This window comes from Balneola sp. (assembly GCA_002694685.1).
Taxonomy (GTDB): Bacteria; Bacteroidota; Rhodothermia; order Balneolales; family Balneolaceae; genus Gracilimonas.
Genome location: NZMW01000010.1, coordinates 163,923 through 175,494, shown reverse-complemented (window position 1 = coordinate 175,494; position 11,572 = coordinate 163,923). Strand labels below are relative to the sequence as shown.

Annotated in this window: 12 protein-coding genes; 8 read left to right on the top strand and 4 right to left on the bottom strand. The window is 42.1% G+C overall.

What is annotated here, in order from left to right:
• Window positions 1-37: 37 nt before the first annotated feature.
• Genes CL667_10380 through CL667_10370 form a run of 3 tightly spaced genes read right to left on the bottom strand, consistent with a single transcriptional unit; the run spans window position 38 to window position 2,614 of the window.
• Window positions 38-874, bottom strand: coding sequence for a hypothetical protein (locus CL667_10380; protein ID MAL18108.1), 837 nt, complete (start codon window positions 872-874; stop codon window positions 38-40).
• A gap of 13 nt (window positions 875-887) precedes the next feature.
• Complete coding sequence (locus CL667_10375) at window positions 888-1,445, bottom strand: hypothetical protein (GenBank protein ID MAL18107.1); 558 nt, start codon at window positions 1,443-1,445, stop codon at window positions 888-890.
• Window positions 1,442-2,614 (bottom strand): cysteine desulfurase, encoded by a 1,173-nt coding sequence (locus tag CL667_10370; protein ID MAL18106.1) that lies wholly within the window; start codon window positions 2,612-2,614, stop codon window positions 1,442-1,444. Before CL667_10370 ends, CL667_10375 begins: the two co-directional genes overlap by 4 nt.
• 80 nt (window positions 2,615-2,694) lie before the next feature.
• Between CL667_10370 and CL667_10365 the strand changes: the two genes are divergently transcribed.
• From CL667_10365 to CL667_10330, 8 genes are all read left to right on the top strand, one after another.
• Window positions 2,695-3,525: a nicotinate-nucleotide diphosphorylase (carboxylating) gene (locus CL667_10365; protein MAL18105.1), complete on the top strand. Its 831-nt coding sequence runs from the start codon at window positions 2,695-2,697 to the stop codon at window positions 3,523-3,525.
• 117 nt (window positions 3,526-3,642) lie between these two features.
• Complete coding sequence (locus CL667_10360) at window positions 3,643-4,752, top strand: quinolinate synthase (protein MAL18104.1); 1,110 nt, start codon at window positions 3,643-3,645, stop codon at window positions 4,750-4,752.
• 213 nt (window positions 4,753-4,965) lie between these two features.
• Complete coding sequence (locus CL667_10355; protein ID MAL18103.1) at window positions 4,966-6,684, top strand: hypothetical protein; 1,719 nt, start codon at window positions 4,966-4,968, stop codon at window positions 6,682-6,684.
• Window positions 6,685-6,690: 6 nt separating this feature from the next.
• Entirely contained in the window at window positions 6,691-6,888 is a 198-nt protein-coding gene (locus CL667_10350; protein ID MAL18102.1) for a hypothetical protein, read from the top strand.
• A 3-nt stretch (window positions 6,889-6,891) separates the two neighbouring features.
• On the top strand, window positions 6,892-8,478 hold the full coding sequence (locus tag CL667_10345) for a hypothetical protein (GenBank protein ID MAL18101.1): 1,587 nt from the start codon (window positions 6,892-6,894) through the stop codon (window positions 8,476-8,478).
• A gap of 14 nt (window positions 8,479-8,492) precedes the next feature.
• Window positions 8,493-9,200 (top strand): biopolymer transporter ExbB, encoded by a 708-nt coding sequence (locus tag CL667_10340; GenBank protein ID MAL18100.1) that lies wholly within the window; start codon window positions 8,493-8,495, stop codon window positions 9,198-9,200.
• 5 nt (window positions 9,201-9,205) lie between these two features.
• Window positions 9,206-9,619, top strand: a complete 414-nt coding sequence (locus CL667_10335; protein ID MAL18099.1) for a biopolymer transporter ExbD — start codon at window positions 9,206-9,208, stop codon at window positions 9,617-9,619.
• A gap of 4 nt (window positions 9,620-9,623) precedes the next feature.
• On the top strand, window positions 9,624-10,445 hold the full coding sequence (locus CL667_10330; GenBank protein MAL18098.1) for a hypothetical protein: 822 nt from the start codon (window positions 9,624-9,626) through the stop codon (window positions 10,443-10,445).
• On the opposite strand, the gene CL667_10325 is transcribed toward CL667_10330, so the two are convergent.
• Complete coding sequence (locus tag CL667_10325; protein ID MAL18097.1) at window positions 10,442-11,467, bottom strand: mechanosensitive ion channel protein MscS; 1,026 nt, start codon at window positions 11,465-11,467, stop codon at window positions 10,442-10,444. The genes CL667_10330 and CL667_10325 overlap by 4 nt on opposite strands.
• Window positions 11,468-11,572 lie beyond the last annotated feature (105 nt).

Sequence of the window (11,572 nt, the reverse complement as noted above, 5' to 3'; positions counted from 1 at the left end):
TAAAGATAAGGGAAATGTGCCTTAGGATTCAGTTCTTTTAGCCTGAAATGGTAAAGATAAAAATGAGAAGCGCGATGATTAGAATAACCACGTAACCTTGCAGCATCAAAAATACTTTGAGCACGGTTTTCATGATGCTTTGCCCAAAAAACTCTCTCAGATAGCTGTACATATAGTAGAATAATAGGATGGTAGATGTCGCACTGATTCCTATAATCAATATTCTTAGTCCACCCGTTTCGGTATATATCAGCATAAAGTGGTCTGTTATTGCTCGCACTATAAATAGAAAGAATAAAACGGAGTGAAGATGTAAAGCGAGAACCAAAGACTCGATATAATTCTTGCCCTGTTTTCGATGAAGCAGATGAATAACACCTGCAAAAGCCGGTGCAAACAAAATGATAAATGACTTCATGAAATTCGTAAACTGTTCCTCATTCCCATCAAGGTCAAAAGAATTCATGAATAAAATGCTGTTCACTTCTGTAATGGAAAGCACAAAAAAGTAGAGCGCACTAAAGGTGAAGTAAACCCTAAAAGGAGATATGTAGCGCTGCCTTTTTCCGGCTAAATATTGCTTTGTGATATATCCGGGCTTCAGAAAAAGATCTTTTAGCGTTTTCAGCACGCGATTATCGATATTAAACAATGTATCGATAGAATCCTGGGTAACCGCCGTCAACGATAGCTTTCCTTCAAAAAACTTCTGACCACAATTAGCACAGAAGTTTCCGGCTTTTTGCGTTCCGCAATTCGGACAGCTTTTTTTTGTTGGTTCTGAGGCGGCTTTCATTCCCGAAAATAGCAAAGATTTGCTTTTTTCCTCCTTAAAAAAAAGAGCCCGTTGTTCACGAGCTCCTTTAATAATCAAAACAAAGTATGAATTATTGCTGCATCATAGCATCAACCAGTTGTTTGAACTGAGCGTAGGTTCTGGGATTATTTTCCAGTTTTGTGCCATTTATGTAAAACGTTGGGGTGGAGTTCACATTCAAATTAATGCCCTCTCTTTTATCCGCCATTACAATACGCTGCATGTCGGCTGAGTTCATATCATTTCGGAATTTTTCCATGTCAAGATCCAGGCTTTTGGCGTAGCCGATAAATATTGCTTCGGCATTTCCACGGGCCCACTGTTCTTGTCCGGCAAAAATCATGTCGTGCATTTCCTCATATTTTCCCTGCTCACGAGCCGCTTCAGCTACTCTTGAAGCTAATCCTGCATACTGGTGCATGCTCAATGGGAAATGCTTGGTGGTGATGGAGATTTTATCCCCGTACTCTTCTTTAAGTTGCTCTTCGATACTCACAAAATACTTGCAAGCCGGGCATTGGTAATCACTATATTTTACGATGTTGATTTCTGCATTTGAATCTTGAGCAAATACCGTTCCAGTAAATAATACTGCAAACAGACTGAGTAAGAATAATCCTCTTTTCATGTCGTCAATCCTTCCTTCTTCTTATGATGATTTACTTTATCAAAATGTCGCCTTAAGATACTACTCATTTTTTCAATTATCTGTGGAATCTCACTCACTTGATTCTCTTTTCCGAATGATAAACGTACAAACTCCCGAGCTTCTTGTTCACTTTTTCCAATAGCCGTCATTGTTTTGTTTGGCTTTTCTGAGCCGACCTGACACGCACTCCCTGTTGAGATAGCAAGCCCCGCCTGACTACACTCCAGCATAAAAAACTGTCCTTCCATCCCCGGTATTCGCAATCCTAAAATATTTGGGACATAATTGGAAGGGTGCTGTTCAACTACTATATCAAACTCCAATTTTCTCAACTCATCCAGCAGCTTTTCTCTGAATTCCAGAATTCGAAGCTGTTCATCTGTTCTATTTTGCGTGATCAGTTTGGAGGCTGTAGCAAAAGCAGCTACACTTGGCACATCGTTTGTTCCGGGCTTAAATTTCTTTTGGTTATCAGAATCCGGAAAAACAGGTTTCCAGCCTATCTTTGGGTTCATCCAAACAGCCCCACATCCTTTGGGACCATATATTTTGTGGCTTGAAATGGAGACCGCGTCTACATTTAATTTTTGAACATCAACAGGAATGCGCCCGAAGCTTTGTACGCAGTCACTGTGAAGCATTACTCCCCGATCCTGCAAATACTGCCCGATCTTTTCTAAGTCCTGAATGGTTCCAATTTCTGAATTCACATGTTGAATAGAGGCCAGAACCGTATCGTCCCGAACCAGTTCTTGTAATGCCTCAAAATCGATTTCTCCAAACTCAGTTACCGGAACAACCGATACTTCATACCCTTCATCCTTCAGCTTTAAGAAAAGATTGCGGACCGAAGAGTGTTCAATTGGCGTAGTAATGATATGCCCCGTTTTTTCTTCCAGCGAGTTCAACAAAGAATAAATAGCCAAAAAGCTGGACTCCGATGCTCCTGAAGTGAAGTACACATCTTTTGGACGAGCATTAATTGTACTTGCCAAAGTCTTTGCAGAGGCCTCTAAAATCTGCTTGGCCAAAGAACCCTCATCGTGCATACTGCTGGAATTTCCAAAGTAGTGCTTCGAAACGTTTACATACACCTCCAAAGCTTTGTCGCTGATGGGCGTTGTAGCAGCATGGTCGAGATATATCATCGATGATCGCTCTTATGATTAAAAAAAGGTATCTTTGTTGCCCTTTTAAAATAGACAAATAAAACGGCTGATTCACTTTTATGAACCAACTTGAGCTTAAAGAAATTCTGCGGCACGCTTTCAGTGAAGACATAGGAATGGGAGACCTCACTTCGGATTCCATTTTTCCTCAAAATCAATTTGGTAAAGGAGTTTATACCGCTAAAGCTGATGGGGTTTTAGCGGGACTTGAAATCATTGAGCTTGGGTATGAACTTTTGGGAGAAGCAGCTAACGTTTCTTTTCACAAGAACGATGGAATGCCGGTTAAAAAAGGTGAGATAATTGCCGAGGTTGAAGCACCCGTCAGAGTGTTGCTTTCAGCTGAAAGAGTCATTTTGAATCTAATTCAGCATTTAAGCGGCATTGCAACTTCAACCCGACAGGTTATTGAAAACTTGGGCGACTCTACTATTACAATCACCGATACACGGAAAACACTACCCGGCTTGCGAGCACTTCAGAAGTATGCTGTGCGATGTGGCGGTGGCCGAAATCACCGCTTCCGGCTTGATGATGGAGTCATGATTAAAGACAATCACATTAAAGCCGCAGGAAATATTAAGAGCGCTGTAGAGTTAGTCAGGTCCCGTGTTGGGTATATGGTAAAGATTGAAGTAGAAACGGAAAATAAGCAGCAGGTGTTAGAGGCTGTGAAAGCTGGTGTTGATGTCATTATGATGGATAACAGATCACCTGAAGAAGTAAAAGAGTTGATGGCTTTGATACCTGATGAGATCCTTGTTGAAGTTTCAGGAGGAATCACCCCGGAGAATATTTCAGCTTACAAAGGTTGTGGCGCTGATGTTATTTCTCTTGGCTGGTTGACCCATTCTGTTAAGGCCTTAGACATCAGCTTTAATCTGGAATAAGCCGCTGGTTGATAGGCACGAATTCATTGGTTTTTTTATTAACTTTGATCTTATTCAATAACTTGTATTAAAATAGCTTCAAATCCGGTTATCGGTTTTGTGGCAAATGTGAGTGTTATGGAAGTTTTAGATGTTTTAGAAATTGAGTCAAAAGTATCCCTTCCAAAGAGATACAGCGAGCTTTCTGTGGAAGAAATGGAAGCCCGTATTCTTGAGATCAAAGCTAAATTTGGTGATCGCCTTTTCATCCCCGGACACCATTATCAAAAGGATGAAGTCATTAAGTTTTCTGATGCTCGTGGCGACTCTCTGAAGCTTGCTCAAATATGTGCTGAAATGCCCGATGCTGAATTTATCGCTTTCTGCGGAGTTCACTTTATGGCAGAAACAGCAGATATGCTTACCAAGCCGAACCAAAAAGTTATACTCCCTGATTTACGCGCCGGTTGTTCCATGGCCGACATGGCTGATATTGATCAAACCGAAGCGGGTTGGAAAAAAATGCAGGACATTTGGGGTGATACGATTCTGCCGCTGACCTACGTCAATTCTACAGCCGCTATAAAAGGATTTGTTGGAAAGCACGGTGGAGCTACCGTCACCTCCTCTAACGCTAAGAAAATGCTGGAATGGGCCTTCACCCAAAAAGAGCGTATTCTATTTTTACCTGATCAACATTTAGGGCGAAATACTGCTTTTGATTTAGGAATTTCTCTGGATGAAATGGCAATTTATGCTCCCTTGGAAGGAAAATTTGAGTACGAAGGTGATTTCGATAATGTGAAAGTGATCCTCTGGAAAGGTCACTGCTCTGTTCACGAGAAGTTTAATATCAAGCATATCGAAAATCTCAGAAAGCAAGAGCCGGACATGAAAATCCTGGTTCATCCGGAATGTACTTATGATGTCGTCCAAGCTTCCGATCTCGACGGCTCAACCAGTTTCATTATTGATACTATCGAGAATGCTGAGCCCGGTTCTAAATGGGCCATCGGTACCGAAATGAACCTCGTAAATCGATTGGCTGAAGAAAACCCGGATAAGAAGATTGTTTCTTTGAACCCTTTCATGTGTCCTTGTTTAACCATGAATCGCATTGATCTTCCTCATTTATTATGGTCACTGGAGAAGCTCGAAAAAGGGGAAGTGGTTAATCAAATCACGGTTCCTAAGAACGTAGCTGAAAATGCGGTGCTTGCACTGAATAGGATGCTTGAGCGGTCTTAAGCTGAGTTTCCTTTGCGTCATTCCTGCGAAGTCAGGAATCTGGGATTGATTAAACGTCCAGATCCCGGTTTTCGCCGCGATATGACTTTTCCAAAAACAACTGCTCCATCTTTAAGCCGGAACACAATCCCATAATTCTCAGTACATCTTTTCGTTAGCTAACCCTTAAACCTTCCTTCAAAAATTAGTACATTCAGGAAACGCAGTTCAATGATGAGAAACAGACCGCTATTATTTTCCCTATTTATCGTTTTATGCCCTCTTTTCGCCTTTGCCCAAGGTGGACAGCAAGCTGCAGATAACTCCCTCTTGCCGGAAATTAACCCCCAGGATATTGAGATTAGAAGTGAGTTTCAGGCTCGCTTTCCCGGATTAAGAAGACAACCTATTCTGGGCTTTAACCCAACCCCGCGTGTATTCCAAATTGACCCAAACAGAATGCCTTTCATGGAAACGCGGGATGAGTCCGTTGCAGATATTTCAATCACCCAATTGGGACGGCCCGACCCGCCCACAAGGTCTGTCCTAACAAACCCAAGCCGAATTAATGCATACCTCCGCGGTGGCTTCGGAAGTTTTATTTCACCCGAACTAAACGGATATGGGTTTTATAAGCTCAACGACAAAAGTCTTGTTACAGCTGATATAAATCTCCGTGCCTCAGATGGTCATTTAGACTCACAGGAAAGCGGCTTCCGATATATGGACGCCAATGTAAAGTACATCACCAAGCTGAAGAATGATCTTAAGCTTGTTGTAGATGCTGGAGCGCTCAACGACTTCAATTACCTTTTCAACCTGAATGAAAACAATTTTCAGCAAAATTTTATAGGAGAAACTTCCGATAAGACTTATACCGGCGGTAGTGGACAAGTTTCTCTTCAAAAAACAAAAAATACGCTAGACGGCTGGCAACTTAGCGCTGGAGGTAATTTGTTTAGCACTACTCTTGATGCGGGGAATTCAGGCCTTTCCGGAGACCTTACCGAACGAGTTGGGCATGCTACTTTTTCCTACTACTGGCCTGGTAATCACATTTATGAAACTTTTGATGTTACTGCCAGTGTAGAAGGTGGCAATTATGAAAACGATGCTATTGGTTCTCAAAACTGGATTGACGCCAAGGCTTCTATAGAGTACGAGCGCCTTTTTAACTTCAGTACAAGAATTAGTGGTAAAGGCGGCATCGAATATATTTCAGATCCTTTTTCGAGCAAGTTTTTCTTTACTCCGGAACTGGAGATCAAGCATAACCTAAATAATGCCCTTTCCATTAAAGGAACAGCTTTTGCCCGTCCTGAGATACAGACCATCCAGCAAAACCATCAGTTTAATCGTTTCCTAAATGTTCAAACCCAGTTGCAACACGCTTATAATGTGGGCGCTACTGGAGAGGTGAACTTCCAGCTTTTTGATGGAAACCGTGTATTTGGAGGTGCTAATTATCGGTTTGTTAGAGACTATGCATATTACCAGCGTCAGAATATTGCCCCATCTAATACTTCCGGCTTTTATGATGTGATATATGACAACGCCAATATCTTTGAGTTTTATGCCGGAGCGAGCCAACAACTGGTGCCTGAAAAATTCTGGTTTGATGGAAAAGTTTACTTCCGTAGCCCAAAATTAGATGGGGGTGGAAACATTCCTTATGAAGAGAAACTCGGCATCGAAGGAGCTATTTCTTATAAAGTAGTAAAAGCACTTACAATTAACAGTTGGGCAGAATATATTGGTGCTCGAAGAGCGCCTTCTGCAAACTCAGATTTAAGTGCTTTCGTATTGCTTAATGCGGGCGCTGAATATCAATTTAATGAGACATTTGGCGTGTATGCAAAGTTGCTGAATATTCTGGGACAACAGTATGAAGTGTGGAATGGATATCAGGAACGACCATTTCAAATTTTTGGCGGGTTAACAATTAAATTCTAAAATATTATGACAAACGAATTTTTAGAAACTTTGGGGATTATCATTCGTGATCAAATTATCATGAAAAACTCCGTAGAAATAGACGGACTGGGTACATTTAAGGCGGTTCATCACAATCAGAAACAAGAAAAAAAGCCGGATGGCACCAATGTGATGGTCCCGCCAAAAGATACTGTTGAATTTACAGCTGAAAATAAGGGGTAGGTTATGCATATAGATCATTCAAAATTAGTTGAATTATTGACCGATGCTTCGGGGATTGAGAAGGATAAAGTTGAAGAGCAACTTTCAGAGCTTGTAGCAGAAATTCAAGAGGCGATTGCTGAAGGCGATGCCTATGAAGTGGACGGGCTTGGTGTTTTTAGCGGAATTGGGAATAACGTCATATTTATCCCCGCTGATGAGCTGGCTACCGAAATTAATTATAAGTATGTAGGGATGGAGCCCATTGAGCTGGAATCAGGTTCTGTGTCTGACGAGGACTCTACAGAAGACGATCCGGAAATAGCAACGGACAGTGATTCTGGTGATGAGGATGACCCTTTCGGCGGATTATTAGATGACGAAGATGGTGATGATGAAGTTGAAGATCCTGATGCTTCTTTTTCTCTTGATGTGCCAACACAGGACGAAGGTGAAGAAGAGCATGAAGATTTGGAAGCTGGGGAAGAGGAGGATGCTCCATTTGACTTAGCTGACGAAGAAACCGATGAAAATGAAGAAGATTTAGAAACAGAAAGTCCCGGCCCTGATAAGTGGGGAATTGATACCTACAAAGATGACTCGGACGCCGGCATGTTTTCGGGACTTTTAGGTGATAAAAAAGAAGACCCTGCTCCACAAGCTGAGGAAGAGGATGACGATGATTTAGACAACATCTTTGCAGAATCTGACGATGAGGATGATTTAGAAGCTCAGATAAATAAGCAGCTAAGTGATGAGAAAATTGAAGATTCAAAAGACGACCTAAAGGACGTTTTTGCTGAAGAGGAAGAAGATTTTGATGATGACCCTTTCGAATCCTTAGAAGATGAGCCTGATGATTCGAACGATAAAGAAGAGGTTGTCCCCGTGATTACCAACCTTGCTTCCGATGCGGCTAAAAAGAAGCGCGAGGAAGAGGCACAAGAAGATTCAACAGAAGAGGAAGACGACAGTGCCAGTTCGAAGCGCACTAAACCTTCTCGGGATACCGCTAGCCCCGTTTTATTATGGGTTATTCTTATTATTGTGATTTTTGCTGGCGGCACATATGCACTTGGATACTTTGGGGTCGTGAATATTCCTGGTGTTACTCCGGAGCCTCAGATTGCTGCCACTCAACCTCAACAACCGGCTCCACAAACTCAGCAACCTGTTCAGCAAGAATCAACGCCGCCTGTTCAAGAAACCGAGCCTGAAAATCAGGAGCCCTCACAACCTGCAGAGCCTCAGCCAGGTGAGGAACAGCCCGCTGCGGAACAACCGACTGAGACTCAAGTATCAGAGAGTAGTGCGACTGCCCCAGACGGTCAGCCCAAATATGGACTGCGCGGAGTTTCGACCTCTGCGGCAAATGACGGTTACACCATTGTCGTTTTCTCTTTAAGTAAAGAAGAAAGTGCCCGGGCAAAATTAAATGAACTTAATAACGATGGCTACCGAGCTCTTTTAGCTTCTATTCCATCTCAACAATATGGACAGCTCTGGCGCGTAAGTTTAGGGCAGTTTGAATCGTTGAGGACAGCGGCTTTAGCGGCAGAAACGCTCGAGTCTCCATTTTCAGAAAACTATTTTATTACTAAAATTAAATAAACATCATCATCTACATGCACCAATTGCTGATTTTTTTGCAGGACACCATGCCGGCAGACTCTCTCATTAATATGCAGGAAGAGACTGTCTCATTTTTTGACCTCATGTTAGAAGGCGGAATCTTAATGATTCCTATTTTTCTCCTCTTTGCAATAGCTTGTTATGTGATTGCAGAACGCTGGATTGCTTTAAATAAATCTCACGTAGAGCCTGAAAAATTCTTGGCCACCATCGAAAGTATGCTTAAATCCGGTAAGGGCGGGGCTTCCAATGCAATGGATTATTGCGATGAGTTTGACAAACCTATTGCCCGAATTATTAAAGCCGGTATTAAGCGCTTAGGCCGCCCAATTCGCGATATCGAAGATGCTATCGACAATGCTGGTAAAAAAGAGATCTTCTTTCTTGAAAAAAGAATGAACTGGCTTGCCACCGTTGCTGGTGTAGCCCCGCTTCTTGGATTTACAGGAACTGTTACCGGTATGATTGAAGCTTTTATGGATATTCAATCTCTACAAGGAAATGTAAACCCCAGCGTTCTTGCAGGTGGTATCTGGGAGGCACTAATTACTACAGCTGCCGGGTTAATTGTTGGATTGATTGCATATGGTTTCTACAATTTTCTGTTAGGTAAAATAAACCGTTCTATTTTCGAACTTGAGAATGCCTCAGCTGATTTCCTTGACTTGTTACAATCTCCCGCATCTAAAAAAGAAGGGTAATTACCATGGGACGAGATTTTAGAAGTGGTGACAAAAAACTTGTGCCTCTATCCCTTTTCTCTCAGTCTTCATTGACGGATATTGTGCTCTTACTGCTTATTTTCTTCTTACTTACTTCCTCTTTTGTAACCAATTTTGGGATTCGTGTTGAAGTACCAAAAGCGGAAAGTAGCGCGGCTACTGAACCTCAGTTTATTTCTGTTGCCGTAACTAAAGATGGCCAATTTTATGTAGATGGAGACTTAACCGCACGAGGATCTTTAGCCACAGCTATAAGAAATGCGCGAAATAATAAGCCACAGGGTACCGTTGTATTACGTGCTGACAAAGACGCTAAAGTAGATGATGCCGTTCGCGTAATGAATGTCAGTAAAGCGTTAAACCTCAAAATTGTAATGGCAACCGAGCAAGGCTCTTAGCATAATGGCACGATCAAGATTCACAGAAAGCGACCGGTTTGCCCTTTATATAACTCTTGGTATTAATACGGTTCTTCTGCTTTTCTCGCTTTGGTTCACGCTTGATATGAATAGCAATGCTCGTCCATCATACATTGAAGTTGAGTTTGGAGAATTTAAAACCGGTCAGCTTGCTGAGTATTCTGAAGTAAAAAATGAACAGGTTGCCCAACGTCCTAACCCTTCAGAAGTAGAACCTGATGAGCCCGTTGAAGAGGCTCCTGAGCCAGATGAAACCCCTCAGACTCCAACTGAAGAAAATACTAAGCCTGTTGATCTCCCTGACCAAGTCGAGGAGGTTGTTGAAGAGGCCGTTCAAACTCCTGAAACTGAAGAAATAGACCCCAACCAAGAGCAGACGGAAGTTCAGGAAGAAGAAATTGAAATTCCTCCAGTTGCCCAAGAAAATCAAACAGCTCAAGAAGGAGCCAAGGAAAGCGGAGATGTTGATGGTGCTCGTGGTGATATGAACTCCGATCAGGGTATTGGGAATGATGAAGAGAAAACTTCACCCTATGAATTAAAATGGGAGGGTGAAATTGATCGTGCTCCCATGGTCCAGCCTCTCCCGGAAAATAACTCTAATACAGAGGGTGTAATTACCGTTCGTTTTGAAGTCCGTCCGGATGGAACCGTAGGACGCATTATCCCCATTAAAAAAATGAATCCAGAGCTGGAGCGAGAAGTAATGAGTACCCTCCGAACCTGGCGTTTTTCCCGATTACCTGGTGGTGTTCCTCAGCAAACACAGTGGGGTACCATTACCTTTAGGTTCGTATTTAATTAATCCTCACCGTCTTCCTTTTCTGATGTCTTCGAGTCTTCGGAGCCGTGTCTCGTTTCTTTTTTGGGGTTTAGTCCCGAACGTACATGCAAATCTCTTTGCGGGAAAGGAATTTCAATTTCATATTCACGGAATTTCCTGACAATTGCCTTATTGATCTCTGTTCGTATCCTGGGGTAATTCTTAACATCCGCAATCCAGACTAAAAGCTTCATGTCCCAGGAAGACTCCCCAAACGCCTTAAACTGAATGTCATATTTGGGAGATTTCAAGACGTTCTTATTCTCTTCGGCGACTTCTTTCAGGGCTTTTAACACCATATCTAAATCCGAGCTATACGAAACGCCCACTTCTATACCGAGGCGATAGGTTGGATCTCCATGCGAATAGTTTATCACGCTGGTGGAAACAAACTCTGAATTTGGCACAATGATTGAAATGTTATCCAGCGTTCGGATTTTGGTCGCCCGGATATTAATCTCAATCACGTCCCCTTCAATATTATTTACCATAACCCGATCGCCAACTGATATGGGCCGTTCGAAAAGCACTATCAAACCAGATATAAAGTTTGAGGTCACGTTCTGAAGACCAAAACCAATTCCAACCGACAAAAACCCAAATACAACGGCTAGCCCCGTCATATCTATTCCTAAAAACTGAAAAGAGATAAAAACTCCAATCACCACAATAACATACTGCGATATTCTGGATAAGGTATATCGAAGGCCAGAATCCATGGCGAAACGCGGGAGAATTTTCTTATTTAATACCCCTTTTATAATAGATGCCAAGTATGAAAATCCCACCAGCAACAGAACAAAAACCAAGAGCTTCATAAATGTAACAGGAGTGTTCTGAAGCGTAAATAGCTGAACCTGCAGCAAGTCCCAGATATAAATAAATACTTCAGATATAGAGTACTCCCTCGGGTCAGGAATATTCAAACTATCCGTTCCTATCAATCCACTATCGGGGACCAGAGAATCTACTTGTGTTGGTGTTGTTCGTGGTATTTGTTTCATAGCTGGAAATGTAATGTATAATTATAAAAAACCATGAGCTTTCTTAAACAGTAATTAGTACGCTTTTTATACTTCAAAAAAAGAGGCCAACCTATGGCTGACCTC